Annotated in this window: 13 protein-coding genes; 4 read left to right on the forward strand and 9 right to left on the reverse strand. The window is 64.4% G+C overall.

Going from position 1 to position 14,775, the window contains the following annotated elements:
* Window positions 1-121 precede the first annotated feature (121 nt).
* The 4 genes from hisN to AC5RT4_RS15770 are packed head-to-tail and all read right to left on the reverse strand — an operon-like array spanning window position 122 to window position 4,029.
* The gene (hisN, locus tag AC5RT4_RS15755; RefSeq protein ID WP_494040091.1) at window positions 122-934 is read right to left on the reverse strand and encodes a histidinol-phosphatase; all 813 of its coding nucleotides are present in this window, start codon (window positions 932-934) and stop codon (window positions 122-124) included.
* Between the two features lie 48 nt (window positions 935-982).
* Window positions 983-2,098: a ribosome small subunit-dependent GTPase A gene (rsgA, locus tag AC5RT4_RS15760; RefSeq protein WP_494106403.1), complete on the reverse strand. Its 1,116-nt coding sequence runs from the start codon at window positions 2,096-2,098 to the stop codon at window positions 983-985.
* Entirely contained in the window at window positions 2,082-3,473 is a 1,392-nt protein-coding gene (gene aroA / locus AC5RT4_RS15765) for a 3-phosphoshikimate 1-carboxyvinyltransferase (protein ID WP_494040089.1), read from the reverse strand. The genes rsgA and aroA overlap by 17 nt, the downstream gene beginning before the upstream one ends.
* A gap of 7 nt (window positions 3,474-3,480) precedes the next feature.
* Window positions 3,481-4,029, reverse strand: coding sequence for a DoxX family protein (locus AC5RT4_RS15770; protein WP_494040088.1), 549 nt, complete (start codon window positions 4,027-4,029; stop codon window positions 3,481-3,483).
* A gap of 281 nt (window positions 4,030-4,310) precedes the next feature.
* On the opposite strand from AC5RT4_RS15770, the gene AC5RT4_RS15775 reads away from it, so the two are divergent.
* Together AC5RT4_RS15775 and rsrA are read left to right on the forward strand one after the other, a co-directional pair.
* Complete coding sequence (locus AC5RT4_RS15775; protein ID WP_494040087.1) at window positions 4,311-5,075, forward strand: sigma-70 family RNA polymerase sigma factor; 765 nt, start codon at window positions 4,311-4,313, stop codon at window positions 5,073-5,075.
* Entirely contained in the window at window positions 5,072-5,332 is a 261-nt protein-coding gene (gene rsrA / locus AC5RT4_RS15780) for a mycothiol system anti-sigma-R factor (protein ID WP_494040086.1), read from the forward strand. Before AC5RT4_RS15775 ends, rsrA begins: the two co-directional genes overlap by 4 nt.
* Before the next feature lie 118 nt (window positions 5,333-5,450).
* Here the strand turns inward: rsrA and AC5RT4_RS15785 are convergent, their stop codons facing one another.
* The 5 genes from AC5RT4_RS15785 to AC5RT4_RS15805 form a co-directional block, all read right to left on the reverse strand.
* Window positions 5,451-5,525 (reverse strand): 50S ribosomal protein bL37, encoded by a 75-nt coding sequence (locus AC5RT4_RS15785; protein ID WP_369299106.1) that lies wholly within the window; start codon window positions 5,523-5,525, stop codon window positions 5,451-5,453.
* 123 nt (window positions 5,526-5,648) lie between these two features.
* On the reverse strand, window positions 5,649-6,266 hold the full coding sequence (locus tag AC5RT4_RS15790) for a PadR family transcriptional regulator (protein ID WP_494040085.1): 618 nt from the start codon (window positions 6,264-6,266) through the stop codon (window positions 5,649-5,651).
* A complete protein-coding gene (locus AC5RT4_RS15795) occupies window positions 6,266-7,093 on the reverse strand; it encodes a DUF4097 family beta strand repeat-containing protein (RefSeq protein ID WP_494040084.1) in 828 nt (275 codons plus the stop codon). The genes AC5RT4_RS15790 and AC5RT4_RS15795 overlap by 1 nt, the downstream gene beginning before the upstream one ends.
* An 84-nt stretch (window positions 7,094-7,177) precedes the next feature.
* Complete coding sequence (locus AC5RT4_RS15800) at window positions 7,178-7,777, reverse strand: GDSL-type esterase/lipase family protein (protein WP_494040083.1); 600 nt, start codon at window positions 7,775-7,777, stop codon at window positions 7,178-7,180.
* 144 nt (window positions 7,778-7,921) lie between these two features.
* Entirely contained in the window at window positions 7,922-11,737 is a 3,816-nt protein-coding gene (locus AC5RT4_RS15805) for a multifunctional oxoglutarate decarboxylase/oxoglutarate dehydrogenase thiamine pyrophosphate-binding subunit/dihydrolipoyllysine-residue succinyltransferase subunit (RefSeq protein ID WP_494106404.1), read from the reverse strand.
* Between the two features lie 538 nt (window positions 11,738-12,275).
* Between AC5RT4_RS15805 and AC5RT4_RS15810 the strand changes: the two genes are divergently transcribed.
* Together AC5RT4_RS15810 and AC5RT4_RS15815 are read left to right on the forward strand one after the other, a co-directional pair.
* Window positions 12,276-13,613 carry a hemolysin family protein gene (locus AC5RT4_RS15810; RefSeq protein ID WP_494040081.1) on the forward strand — a complete coding sequence of 446 codons (1,338 nt, stop codon included), beginning with the start codon at window positions 12,276-12,278 and terminating at the stop codon, window positions 13,611-13,613.
* Window positions 13,610-14,680, forward strand: coding sequence for a hemolysin family protein (locus tag AC5RT4_RS15815; RefSeq protein WP_494106405.1), 1,071 nt, complete (start codon window positions 13,610-13,612; stop codon window positions 14,678-14,680). The genes AC5RT4_RS15810 and AC5RT4_RS15815 overlap by 4 nt, the downstream gene beginning before the upstream one ends.
* The last annotated feature ends 95 nt before the right edge of the window (window positions 14,681-14,775 follow it).

Genomic DNA, 14,775 nt, shown 5'->3' on the forward strand with positions numbered 1-14,775 from the left:
GCGGGGGGGATGTGAAGTTGTTTTGCGAAACACGGACGAAAAACCCAAGCAAGGGAGAAAGAAACGAGCGGGTGCTCCTTCTGGGGGCGCCCCCCCGCCGCTGATTGTTCGATACAGACGCTTAGAGGAGATCGTCAAGGTCAGGGTTCAGCCGGCGGAGAACCTCGGAGTGCAGGATGGAATTTGTGGCCAGCGCGTTGCCGCCAAAGGGCCCGTCCTCACCCTCCAGGGAGGTGAAGCGGCCACCCGCCTCGACCACGATCGGCACAAGTGCCGCCATGTCGTACAGGTTGAGTTCGGGTTCGCAGGCGATGTCCACCGAGCCTTCAGCCACCATGCAGTAGGACCAGAAGTCGCCGTACGCACGGGTCCGCCAGACATCCTCGGTAAGGCCCAGGAAATTGTCCAGGCTGCCGCGTTCCTTCCAGCCGCCCAGGCTCGAGTAGGACAGCGAAGCATCGGACAGGTTGGCGACGTTGGAGACGCGGAGCCGGGTGGCGGCCGCCAGTGACCGTCCCATGTAGGCGCCCATGCCCTTGGCCGCCCACCAGCGCTTTCCCAGGGCCGGTGCGCTCACCACTCCGACGACGGGCTCGCCTTCATCCACCAGTGCGATCAGGGTTGCCCACACGGGGACGCCGCGGACGAAGTTTTTGGTGCCGTCGATGGGGTCGATAATCCAGCGGCGGGACCCGTGGCCGGTGCTGCCGAACTCTTCCCCGAGCACGGCGTCACGCGGGCGGGACCGGGACAACTGGCCGCGGATGGCTTCTTCTGCGGCCTTGTCCGCGTCGGTGACCGGCGTCAGGTCCGGCTTGGTCTCCACGTGGAGGTCCTGGGCCTTAAAGCGGCTCATGGTCTGGTCATCCACGGAGTCTGCCAGGACGTGGGCCAGGCGCAGGTCATCGTTGTAGCTTGAAGCGGGTTGGATCATGGTTCCAAACTACCGTCTGTGCGGGGTTCTGCTGGGAGGTCGGCCTTGTCAGTTGACGCTTCCCAGTTCCTTGGTCTCCTGCGCCTCCAGGCGTGGGTCGGTGCCCAGCAGGCGCCGCAGCGAAGCGAGCCGTGCTGCCCCCGTGGCGCCGGCGTGGCCGCCGCCCACCCAGGCGTCGAGTCCGCAGTTCACCGCGGTGGCGGTGTGCTTGCAACCGCGTTCGCAGTCCTCGATGCCGGGGGAGAGGTCCGGGAAGGAGCGCAGGATCCGGTCCGGATCCACGTGGGCCAGGCCGAATGAACGGATGCCGGGGGTGTCGATGATCCAGCTGCCTACAGGTGCGTCTGCCAGTCTCAACGCCAGCGCCGACGACGAGGTGTGGCGCCCGCGCCCCGTCACGGCGTTGACCCCGCCGGTGGCCCGTTCCGCGCCGGTCAGGGCATTCACCATGGTGGATTTGCCCACCCCTGAATGCCCCAGCATGACCGTGACTTTCTCATCAAGGTACGCGCGGAGCTCAGCCACGGCTTTGCTGTCGAGCCGTGCGGAGAGTCCGTCGTCGGAACGGGCATCAATGCCTGAAGCGCTGGAGTCGGCAGTGCGGCTGATGATCACCGGGAAGTCCAGGTGCGTGTAGTTGGACAGCAGGTCCGCCGGATCCTTGACGTCCGCCTTGGTGACCAACAGGATCGGCTCGATCCCGGCGTCGTATGCCGCCACCAGGGCACGGTCGATGAAGCCGGTGCGCGGCTCGGGGTTGGCCGCAGCCACCACAATCACCAGCTGGTCCGCGTTGGCCACCACAGCCCGCTCCACCGGGTCCGTGTCATCGGCGCTGCGCCGCAGCAGGGTCCGGCGGTCCTGGATCTTCACCAGCCGGGCCAGGGTGTCCGGTTCGCCCGAGACGTCACCTACAAGGGAGACGAAATCCCCCGCCACCACCGGGTTGCGGCGCAGCTCCCGGGCCCTCGCGGCTATGACAACCCGTTCGTTTCCTGAGTCCTCGCCCACCACTGCCGTGTAGCGCCCGCGGTCAACGGTGATGATCCGGCCGGTTACGGCGTCGTCGTGGCTGGGCCGGTCTTTGGTGCGCGGGCGCGAACCCTTTTTGCTGGGCCTGATGCGGACATCGGATTCATCCCAGGAGTCAGTGCTGCGCGCCACTGGTGGTACCTTCCGCGCGGGCTGTGGCCGGCCCTGCCTGGGCCAGCATGTCCGCCCACAGCCGGGGGAAGTCCGGCATCGTTTTCGCGGTAGTGGCGATGTCCTCCACCTGCACGCCCTCCACTGCCAGGCCAAGGATTGCTCCGGCCGTGGCCATGCGGTGGTCGGCGTAACTGCGCACGACGCCGGCGTGCAGCTGGGCGGGCCGGATCACCAGACCGTCACTGGTTTCCTCGGCATCACCGCCCAGGCGGTTGATCTCGGTGACCAGCGCCGCCAGCCTGTCGGTTTCGTGGCCGCGGAGGTGCGCTATGCCGCTGAGCCGGGAAGGGCCGGTGGCCAGCGCGCAGAGCGCTGCCACGGTGGGGGCGAGTTCGCTCGTGTCCGCAAAATCGGCGCCCTTGATTTCAGGTCCGCCCGTTACGGTGAGGACGCCGTCCCGAAGCGTGACGTCCGCGCCCATTTCAGTGAGGATGGTCCGCCAAAGGTCTCCCACCTGCTGCGTCTGTTCCGGCCAGTCCGGGATGCGGACTGTTCCGCCGGATGCCAGGGCAGCGGCCAGGAAGGGACCGGCGTTGGACAGGTCCTGCTCGATCCTCTGGTCGAAGGCGCGGATGGGTCCCGGGGCAACAACCCAGTGGTTGGGAACCGAATCGTCAACAACAACCCCGGCTTCGCGCAGGACGGCTACGGTCATGTTGATGTGGTCGAGGCTCGGCACCGGCTTCCCGACGTGCTCAAGGTGCAGTCCTTCGGTGAACCTTGCGCCCACCAGAAGCAGCGCCGAAACGAACTGCGAGGACGCGCTGGCGTCGATGACCAGGTGGCCGCCGCGCACCTCTCCGGTGCCTTCCACCACAAACGGCAACGACGACGGCGCCCTGCCGCCTTCGGCGGTGACCGCCACCCCCAGCGCCTTGAGAGCTTCGATAATGGCCCCCATGGGCCGGTTACGGGCGTGGGGGTCGCCGTCGAACTCGCTGGCCCCGTTACGGAGCGCCGCCAGCGGCGGAACAAAGCGCATCACCGTGCCGGCAAGGCCGCAATCTATCCTCGTGGAGGACGGTGCCGCACCCGCCGGGAGCGGGACCACTTCCAGGTCCGGACCGAACGCGCCGTCACCCGGGACCTCCGTGATGGTGGCGCCCAGCTGCCGGAGCGCATCAATCATCAGCGCCGAATCCCTGGAATGCAGCGGCGCGCGCAGGCGTGACGGGCCCTCGGCCAGCGCTGCAAGTACCAGGTACCGGTTGGTCAGCGACTTTGAGCCCGGAACCCTGACAGTGGCATCGACAGGCCGAGATGCGAAAGGCGCAGGCCAGTGGGGAAGGGACGTTCCTGCGTTGTCCTGGGTGGCGGCGGCTGCTGCGGTCATGTCCTGCTTATGCCCCCGTGGCCTGTTCAACGGCGCGGCGTACAGCCTTATCAGCTTTGTTCAGCTTCTTGTTGGTGGTCTTCCTGGCGTCCGCGGCAAGGTGCGCGGCACCCTTCCTGGCATCGGCAGCCAGGTGCTCAGCGCGCCAGGCCAATCCCGGCTTGCCGTTGGTGTCAACAGACGCCAAGAGTGCCCCGCCGCTCAGCGAGAGGTTCTTCAGCAGCTGGCTGCGGCGGTTCCCGCGCCCTTCCTTGCTGCTGATGTCCGCACTGCGCCATTCAACGAAGGTGTTGAGGAGGGAAATGACGGTCAGCACGGTGGCCGAAAGCCGCGAAAACTTCCCGAGCCCAAAGAGGACACCCGCGCCCACCTGGGTGCCGCCGATGACCCGGGCCAGCGTTTTCTCATCAGTCCGGAACGGCAGCGCCGCCGTGGCCTTGCTCAGAAGCGGTGACAGCTGCTGCGCAGTGTCATCGGCATTTTTGAGCTTATCCATTCCGGCAAGAACAAAACTGGAGGCCAACATTGGCCGTGCGAGAGTGCGGACAAAGGACATGAATTTCCTCCTGGCTGGACGAACCGCGTCGGGTGCGGCGAAGTCGGTTCTAGTCTTGCACTTTTGGGGAATATTTGCCCGGGGGCCGGGGTTATCGAAACTGGGTCCGCGAAAGCCTGGCCCGACAGACAAAGCACCGGACAACAGAGTGGAGTTGGCCCTTGAGGCGGGTGTTGGACGGAATTGACGCAGCAGGCCCGGTGGCAATGGTCTCCCTGGAGACCGAACCCCGCGGGTACGGCTCACCGCGTGCGCGGAGCCTGACAGTAGACTTGAAGGCAATGAGCACCTTGGATCCGGCCGTTTCGGCCATGTATGAGGCTTCCCAGAGCGAAGCCAAGACTGACGCACGGCCGGGGCCTGCAGAGCCAACGGCAGAAGTACAGCCGCTTGATGCGGAAACTACTGACGTGGCAGTCGATGTTTCCATGGAGTCCGCGGAGGCGCGCCGCGCCCGTTTCGAGCGTGATGCCATGCAGTACGTCGATCAGCTGTACTCAGCCGCGATGCGCATGGCCCGGAATCCCGCCGACGCCGAGGACCTCGTCCAGGAGGCCTACACCAAGGCCTTCTCTGCGTTTCACCAGTACAAGCCGGGTACCAACCTTAAGGCCTGGCTGTACCGCATCCTGACAAACACCTACATCAACCTGTACCGCAAACGGCAGCGCGAGCCGCTTCAGTCCAACTCGGACACCATCGAGGATTGGCAGCTCGCGAGGGCCGAATCACACACCTCCAGCGGGCTGCGGTCCGCAGAGGCAGAGGCGCTGGATCACCTGCCCGATTCGGACGTCAAGCGTGCGCTCCAGGACATTCCCGAAGAGTTCCGCCTTGCGGTGTACTTCGCGGATGTCGAAGGCTTCGCGTACAAGGAAATTTCGGACATCATGAACACGCCCATCGGCACGGTGATGTCCCGGCTCCACCGCGGCCGGAGGATGTTGCGGGACATGCTCGCAGAGTACGCCGCAGAGCGGGGATTCAAAACGGCCGCCCCCCAGCAGGACGCGGCGGAAAGCACACAACAGGAGAACAGGAAATGAGCGACTGCCAGGGATTGGGCGACTGCGACGATACCCGGATGCAACGCATCTATGAGTATCTGGACGGCGCCCTGACCCGTGAGGACATCACGGAAATCAAAACGCACCTTGATGAATGCCCCGAATGCACGGAGCAGTATGACCTTGAGTGCGTCATCCGCAACATGGTCAAGCGCTCCTGTACCGAAGCTGCGCCGGATAACCTTAAAAACGCCATCCTGGACCGGATCCACTCGATCCGGCCAGTGGATGTCTAGCTCGGCTGTCCGGCCACAGGGCCAGGGCCGCGATTTCCTCACCTGAACACAAAGGAACCCCGAAAGCCATGTGGCTTCCGGGGTTCTTTTGCTGTGAACCGTAGTACCTGGCCTTTGCCTAGGTGTTGGGGCGCTTCCCGTGGTTCGCGCCGCCACGCTTACGGTCACGACGCTTGCGTGCACGCTTGCTCATAGCTGGCCTCCTTACTGTTGTACTCAAAAAGAGCTGCCCTCAAGTCTCCCACATGATGTGGCGCCCCGCGAACCGGCAACAGCCACGTGACCTGCGGTTCGATGGAGCTCTCGTGTGGCAAAGCTATTTTTCCGCAAGGGAGTTGCGGACTGCGATGCGGGCCTGTTCCAGCACCGTCCGAAGGGTTTCCAGGGCCACCGGGCTTATGGGCTGCCGGCCCGCCTGCTGGCGCAGCTCGGCTCGGAGGTCGTCCCGGAACGACTGGAGCAACATCTCGGCTTCTTTAAGGGCGCGTTTGCCTTCCGGTGCGGACCTGGTCCCGGCGGCAGTGAGATCGACGGAACCGGCCGCGGCCCGCGCCGCTTCGGCGGTGGCTGCGAGGTCAGCCCGCAGCCCGCGCATGTTGCTGCGGATGTCCTCCCGCAGGTTGTCCGCAAGCCGCCGGACAGAAACGGAAATTTCCTTTTCCACTGCGGCCAGTTCTTCCCGCCGCAGGTTCAGTTCCGCGACCCCTGCAGGCGTGATGCGGTAGTTGGTGCGGCGCCCGGCCGATTCCGTGGCCACCAGCCCTTCTTCCTCGAGCTTCCCCAGCCGCGGGTAGATGGTGCCCGCGCTGGGGGAGTAGGTGCCGCCGAACCTGTCCTTGAGCGCCTTGATGAGTTCATAGCCATGCTTCGGGCCGGATTCCAGCAGCGACAGCAGGTAGAGCCGCAGGGCGCCGTGGGCGAAGACGGCGGGCATCAGGACCGTTCTTCCGCGTTTCCGGCCGCTCCGCTGTGGATGATGGACGTGGTGCCTGAGACGGAGTTGGTCCTGACCAGCATGAGTTTGGCGTCAGGTCCGGCGATGGTTTCTACTTTGCCGCCGGGCACGTGATACTCCTGGTGGTCGATGACCACCGTTCCGCTGGCAGACTTGGCGACGATGTCCACGCCGACGTCGTCGGGAATCCGGATGGTGAGGTCACCGGAGACTGAGTTAGCACCGAAGTCCTGGGTATAGCCCAGCAGGTCGAAATTCATGCCGCCGCTGACCGTATTGGCCCGGATGTGGCTGAAGTTTCCTGAGGCCGTTACCTCGCCGGAAACAGTCTTGGCCGTGAGGACGCCACTGTGGTCCCGGGCGCTTACCTCGCCGCTGACGGTGTTGACGTGCAGTTCGCCGTCAGTGCCGTCGGACATGACAGAACCGGAAACAGTGTTCAGGCGGGTGCGGCCCGCCATCCCCGAAACGAGGCCGTCACCGCTCACGGTGCCTGCCTCCACCTCAACAGTGGCGGGAACCGCAATGCTGATGACTGCGTAGTTCTCGCTGTTATGGTTGACCGTTCCCATCAGGTTCTTGAACCAGCCCTGGGGACCGTGCAGCTGATGGCGGACCTCAAGCCGGCCGTCCTCGAGTGAAACGGCCACGGGGTCGCCCCGGACCTCCGAGATCTCGATCCGGGTAACCGGCTCGTGGTGCGCCACCACATCGAAGCGGCCGCGCACCATGCCCAGCTTGAGGGACGTCACCGAGTCGACGTCGATGGTTTGCGCGCTTGTGACATCCCAGGTCTGATCAGCCATTGGTCCTCCAAAAACGATATATCGCGTGATGCACCCAACGTACCGCCCCGGGCAGCCCGGGTCAAGATATATCGCGATCCGTACCTATTCGGGTACGGCCATCCCCAGCCACTGAAACCAGCCGCGGTGCAGGACCAGCCAGGCCATCAGCCCATATCCGGCCTGCCCCGGAGTGCCCCCGTTTGCCGCCAGGTCCTGGCGCCACTGTTCGTGGTTGAGGAGGGGGGAAAAAGTATCCACATAAAGATGCTTCCGGCGGGTGGTGACGTCAGCGAAGGCTGTGTTCAGCTCGTCCAGGCGGCGGTTCTGTGCAGGGTCCAGGGTTGGGGGAGGTCCCACCACAAAGACTCCGAGCCGGTTCTGGGACGCTGAGTCCAGGATGTTGGCAAGATTGAGCCGGCTGCGGGCGGTGGAAAGCCCGAATTCGATGTCGCGGCCGGACAGGCCAATCACCAGGCGGTTCTCGGTTTGCCCGCTGAACCGCCGGCCGGCTTCATCCATCCACCGGGCGGCCAGGCCTTCCGTTCCTTCCTGCGGACAGGGGAGGGCGTAGCTCTCCAGGAGCACGCCGTCCTGGGGAGTGCGGGCCAACACGCGGCCCAGCCAGCCGAGTGCCCGAGGGTCACCGAGCCCCGCCAGCAGTTCATCGCCTACAGCTGCGATACGCAGCTTCCTGTCTTCCACACGTTCCTCTTAACTTCGGTGCTGACTGCCCGTCGCCAACCGGACCACTTAGGGGGATCGGGCAGGCGCTGTCCATCCCATTAAACAGAACTGCCCGGCCGGAGTCTGGTATTTCGACGTCCGGCCGGGCAGCCTTACTGATTACTACCGCGCAAATGCCTGCTTCAAGAGGGCATCCTGTTCCGCGGCGTGGCGCTTCATGGAGCCGGCGGCCGTGGAAGCCGAGGCCGGACGCGACACCAGGCGGACGCGCCGTTCAAGGGCGTCCGGCAGGTTCAGGCCGATGAACGGCCACGGTCCCTGGTTGGCAGGCTCGTCCTGCGCCCAGACGACCTCGGCGTTCGGGTACTTTGCCAGCTCCGCGGCGATCTCCGCGGAGGGCAGCGGGTAAAGCTGCTCCACGCGGACGATCACCGTCGTCTTGTCATCGGTCTTCTGCCGCGTGGACAGGAGATCGTAGTACAGGCGGCCCGAAACCAGCAGAACGCGTTCGACGGCTTCCGCAGCCAGCTGTTCATGGTCCCCGATGACAGGCTGGAACGTGCCATTGGTGAAGTCCTCCACGGAAGACGCGGCACCCTTAAGGCGCAGCAGCTGCTTCGGCGTGAAGATGATCAACGGCTTCCGCGGGCGGCTGTAGGCCTGGCGGCGCAGCAGGTGGAAGTGCGAGGCTGCCGTGGTGGGGTTGGCCACGATCATGTTTTCCTCGGCGCACATCTGCAGGAAGCGCTCAATCCTCGCCGAGGAGTGGTCCGGGCCCTGGCCCTCGTAGCCGTGCGGAAGCATCAGTACCAGCGAGGAACGCTGGCCCCACTTTTGCTCGGCCGAGGAGATGAACTCGTCAATGATGGTCTGGGCACCGTTGACGAAGTCGCCAAACTGGGCTTCCCACAAAACGAGGGCATCGGGGCGTTCCACTGAATAGCCGTATTCGAAGCCCATGGCCGCGTATTCGGACAGCAGCGAGTCATAGATCCACAGCTTGGCCTGGTCATCGGAAAGGTTGCCCAGCGGCAGCCATTCCTTGCCGTTGGCGCGGTCGTGGAAGACGGCGTGGCGCTGCACGAACGTTCCGCGGCGTGAGTCCTGGCCCGCCAAGCGCACGGGGACGCCTTCCATGATGAGCGAGCCGAAGGCTGCAATCTCGCCAAAGCCCCAGTCGATGCCGCCTTCGCGGGACATCTGTTCGCGCTTCTCCAGCAACTGCTTGAGTTTGGCGTGGACGGTGAAGCCTTCCGGAATCTCCAGGTGGGCTTTACCGATCCGCGCCAGGGTGTCAGCGGAAATGGCGGTGGCCACCTGGGAACCCGTGCCGGAATCGGACTGCTGGGCGATGGGCCGCTCGATGTCCGAGACGGCTGCCGAGTCCGCGGTGATGATCGGAATCGGGGATGTCTGGGCCGCGTGGGTCTCAGCGAAGACCCGCTCCAGGCGCTCCTGGTAGTCGCGGAGCAGCTGCTCGGCTTCTTCCTCGGTGATGTCACCGCGGCCGATGAGGGACTCGGTGTAGAGCTTGCGGACCGACCTCTTGGCTTCGATCAGGTTGTACATCAGCGGCTGGGTCATCGAGGGGTCATCGCCCTCGTTGTGCCCGCGCCGGCGGTAGCAGACCATGTCGATCACAACGTCCTTGTGGAACCGCTGGCGGAACTCGTAGGCGAGCTGGCCGATCCGGACCACAGCTTCGGGATCGTCGCCGTTCACGTGGAACACCGGTGCCTGGATCATTTTGGCAACGTCGGTGGAGTACGTGGAGGACCGGGACGATGACGGGGCGGTGGTGAAGCCCACCTGGTTGTTGACCACAATGTGGATGGTTCCACCGGTGCGGTAACCGCGGAGCTGGGACAGGTTAAGGGTCTCAGCCACCACGCCCTGGCCAGCGAAGGCGGCGTCGCCGTGGACCACGATGGGCAGGACCGGGAACGACTCGCCTTGGTCCAGGCGGTCCTGCTTGGCGCGGACAATGCCCTCCAGGACGGGGTCGACTGCCTCCAGGTGGGACGGGTTGGCGGCCAGGTAAACCTTTGTCTCCTTGCCGTTGTCCGAGGTGAACGTCCCCTCGGTGCCCAGGTGGTACTTGACGTCACCGGAGCCCTGGACCGAGCGCGGATCCTGGGTGCCCTCGAATTCGCGGAAAACCTGTGCGTAGGTCTTGCCCGCGATGTTGGTGAGCACGTTCAGGCGGCCGCGGTGCGCCATGCCGATGGCTACCTCGTCAAGGCCGTCGTCAGCGGCATCGGACATGATGGCGTCCAGCAGCGGGATCAGGGACTCGCCGCCCTCAAGGGAGAAGCGCTTCTGGCCCACGAACTTGGTCTGCAGGAAGGTCTCGAACGCCTCAGCGGCATTCAGCTTCGAGACAATGCGGAGCTGTTCCTCACGGCTGGGCTTCGAGTACGGGTGCTCCAGCTGGTCCTGGAACCACTTGCGTTCCTCCGGTTCCTGGATGTGCATGTACTCGATGCCCGTGGTGCGGCAGTAGGCGTCGCGCAGGACGCCGAGGATGTCGCGGAACTTGAGCATCGGCTTGCCGCCGAAACCACCGGTGGGCCACTCGCGGTCCAGGTCCCAGAGCGTCAGGCCGTAGGTGAGGACGTCAAGGTCCGGGTGCTTGCGCTGGACGTATTCGAGGGGATCAGTGTCCGCCATCAGGTGTCCGCGGACGCGGTAGGAGTGGATGAGCTGCTGGATCCGGGCGACCTTGTTGATCTCGTCCGCCGGGTCCACCTGCTTGTCCGCGCTCCAGCGTACGGGCTCGTACGGAATGCGCAGGGACTCGAAAATTTCGTCGTAGAAGTTTTGGGCACCCAGGAGCAGCTGATGTACCAGCTTCAGGAATTCACCGCTGCCGGCTCCCTGGATCACACGGTGATCGTAGGTGGAGGTCAGGGTGAGGACCTTGCTGATGGCGTTCTGCGCGATGATCTTCTCACTGGCGCCCTGGAACTCGGCCGGGTAGTCCAGCGCACCGACGCCAATGATGGCTGCCTGGCCCTTGGAAAGGCGCGGCACGGAGTGGACAGTACCGATGCCGCCCGGGTTGGTCAGCGAAACGGTGGTGCCCTGGTGGTCCTCAGCCGTCAGCTTGCCGTTGCGGGCGCGCTTGATGAGGTCCTCGTAGGTGTGCCAAAACTCGGAGAAGTTGAGGGTTTCAGCCTTTTTGATGTTCGGCACCATGAGCAGGCGGGTTCCGTCGGGCTTCGGCATGTCGATGGCGATGCCGAAGTTGACGTGTGCCGGCTGGACGGCAACAGGCTTGCCGTCCACTTCGTCGTAGTAGACGTTCATGGAAGGGAACTGGGAGAGCGCACGGATGACCGCGTAGCCAATGAGGTGCGTGAAGGAGACCTTGCCGCCGCGTGCACGGGCCAGGTTGGAGTTGATGACAACGCGGTTGTCGATCAGCAGCTTGGCGGGAATGGCCCGGACGCTGGTGGCGGTGGGCACCTCGAGGCTGGTGACCATGTTGGTGGCAATGGCCTTCGCCGGGCCGCGGAGGACCGAAACGACGTCCTCTTCGGGAGCCGTGGGTGCCTTGACATTCTTGGGCAGCTGCGCCGGGATGGGCTGCGAGCCCGTGCCGGTACCAGTCTTTTTGGAACCGTCGCGGGCCACAGTGGCAGGAGCCTTCTTGACGGGCGCCGGGGCCGGGGCGGCAGCAGGGGCCGCAGAGGCGGGGGGCGTCGACGGAGGGGCGGGGGCTGCAGCTGGCGGCGCTGCCGGTGCCGCAGGAGCCGCATTCACAACCGGCAATTCCCTCGTTGCAGGGTGGGCAGCGGCGTGCCCGGAATTTCCGTTGGAAGAAGAACCCGCGGCCGCGCCAAAGGATGCAAACAGCGGCCACCATTTGGCGTCCACCGAGTTCTTGTCCTTCTGGTACTGCTCGTACAGTTCGTCAACGAGCCACTCGTTTCCGCCAAATTCCTCTGGTAGACGGTGGCTTGGCTGCTCTGGCACTTGAAATACGCCTCTTCCATGAGTTTGATTTCTCTCCGGCCCACGGTGCCTCAGCACTACGATCCAACCGGTCTCTGCGTCCTCTGAACCCAGACCATTGCCAGTCTAGTAAGCATCCTGTGGTAACTGCCAATAAGGGTGACCCAAATCATGAAGTGACGTGAAAAGGCCGGAATATGGCGGTTGGAAAGAAGACAGGGAAGGGTTTTTTAGGCCTGGGCAGGGCGCCCGGAAGGCTGCTCCGGGAGTCGCCGCGGGGGTGGTTTGCTCCCTGTAGACTGAAATTCTTATGGACAGTAAATCTAGGTGCCGGCCTGGGGGCTGTCAGCGGAGCGTCAAGAGCGCCGCGCAGTCCACCCGCAGAGCCGGCAAACCCCGAACACACGCCCATCACCATTCGCCGGCACAGCCGGCAGGGGCCGTAAAGGATACTGCGTCGGCATCGACCGACCATCCTCCGCCGGACCGATCTCCCTGGCCCCCCTTTTCTCCGTCAATGCCCTGCCACGCGGCCGCGGCTGTCCGGGCGGGATGCTGAATGGAATGGCTTCTCCTGGCAGCAGGTTTGCTGCTGATCGCCGGCACGGGCTTTTTTGTCGCCGTCGAATTTTCCCTGATTGCCCTGGACCAGGCCACCGTCCAGAGGGCCATCGACGACGGTGACACCGGCGCCGTCCCCTTGCTCGCGTGCCTTAAGTCCCTTTCCACCCAGCTCTCCAGCTGCCAGCTGGGCATCACGCTGACCACCCTGTTGACCGGGTACGTGATGGAGCCATCAGTGGGCCGGCTTTTGGAAGCCCCGCTGGCCGCCGTCGGGCTTCCCGGCGTTGCAGTGGCCTCCATCTCGTTGGTCCTGGCGATGGTGATCGCCACCCTGCTGTCAATGCTCCTGGGCGAACTGGTGCCCAAGAACATGGCAATCGCCCTGTCCTTCCCTGTGGGCCGCGCCCTGGCCCGGCCGCAGCTCATGTTCACCGCCGTGTTCAAACCCGCCATCGTGGTGCTCAACGGCTTCTCCAACAAAGTGCTGAACGTCTTTGGACTGGAGGCGAAGGAGGAAATTTCCGGTGCCAGGACCCCTGCCGAACTTTCGTCGCTGGTGCGTCGGTCGGCCGAGATGGGAACCCTGGATGCCGGGACGGCCAACTTCGTGTCGCGGACACTGAACTTCTCCACCCGGACCGCGGCGGACGTGATGACGCCGCGCATCCGCGTGGAAACCATCGAGGCGGACCAGCCTGTGGCTGACATCCTCGCGGCGGCGCGCAGGACCGGGTACTCCCGGTTCCCGGTCATAGGTGAATCCGCCGATGACATCAGGGGGCTGGTCCACGTCAAGAAGGCGGTGGCTGTTCCCTGGGAGCGCCGGCAGAACCTGGAGGCCGGGGCCATCATGACCGAGGTGCTGCGGGTGCCGGAGACCATCCACCTTGATGCCCTGCTGGCTGAACTTCGCGACGGCAACCTGCAGCTCGCGGTTGTCCTGGACGAGTACGGCGGAACGGCGGGCATCGCCACTCTTGAGGACCTGGTTGAGGAGATTGTGGGCGAGGTGGCGGACGAGCATGACAAGGTCCGCCCCGGTTTGCTCCAGAGTGCATCCGGCGACTGGTACTTTCCCGGACTCCTCCGCCCGGACGAGCTGTCCGAGCAGATTGCCGGCCTGACCGTTCCTGATGAGGCAGCATACGAAACAGTGGGCGGCTACGTCATGAGCGAACTTGGCCGGATCGCCGTGGTGGGCGATACCGTCCCCGTTGGCGGCGGAACGCTCAGTGTCACCAGGATGGATGGCAGGCGGATCGACCGCATCTGTTTCCGGCCGGCGGAACCTGAACCGGAGTCCGGCAACAACGACGACGGGACTGGACGATGAGCGACTGGGCCGGAATACTGTGGCTGGTTGTCCTCCTGTTCGGCAACGCGTTTTTTGTCGCTGCCGAGTTCGCGGTGATGTCAGCCCGGCGCAGCCAGATTGAACCGCTGGCGGACGCAGGGTCCAAGCGGGCGCAGACAACCCTGCGTGCAATGGAGAACGTTTCGCTGATGCTGGCATGTGCGCAGCTCGGCATTACCGTCTGCTCCCTCCTGATCCTGCTGGTGGCAGAGCCGGCCATCCACCATCTGCTGGCCGTGCCGCTGGAGATGCTGGGCCTGCCGGTGGAAGTTGCCGATGTGGCGGCCTTCGCCGTCGCGTTGCTGGTGGTGACGTTCCTGCACGTGACCTTTGGCGAGATGGTGCCGAAGAACATCTCTGTGAGCGTCGCTGACAAGGCAGCGCTCCTGCTCGCCCCGCCGCTCATGTTCGTCGCAAGGCTCGTCCACCCTGTCATCTCGGTCCTCAACTGGTCCGCGAACCACATCCTCAAGATGCTCAGGATCGAGCCTAAGGACGAAGTTAACTCCTCCTTCACCCTGGAGGAGGTGCAGTCGATTGTTCAGGAGTCCACCCGTCACGGCCTGGTGGATGACGAGGCGGGACTGATCACCGGTGCGCTTGAGTTTTCCGAGTACAGTGCGGCGGACATCATGGTTCCGCTGAAAAAGCTGGTCATGCTGAAGGCGGCAACAACTCCGGTGGAGTTCGAGAAGGCCGTGAGCCGCACCGGATTCTCGCGTTTTCCAATGCTCGATGATGACGACATGCTGTATGGCTACCTCCACGTAAAGGACGTCCTGTCCATTCCCGAGGCGGCTTACGGCCGTCCCATTGCCGAAAGCCGGATCAGGTCCCTGGCCAACCTGGCCCTTGATGACGAAATCGAAAAGGCGATGTCCGTCATGCAGCGCACCGGTTCCCACCTGGCGCGCGTTATTGGTCCAGACGGCAATACCAAGGGTGTCCTGTTCCTGGAGGACGTGATTGAGCAGCTGGTGGGTGAAATCCGCGATGCCACCCAGGCCACCGGCGTCCGAAGACTGGGGCAGCCGAACGCAGGGTGAAGCTCCCGGAGCTCCGCGGCGCGGGGCTCCGGGGTCCTCTCGGACAGGCGCGCCTATGTACCTAAATAGGAATCATTCCCATTTAGATATAAGCT

The sequence above is a fragment of the Arthrobacter sp. sptzw42 genome (assembly GCF_059089685.1).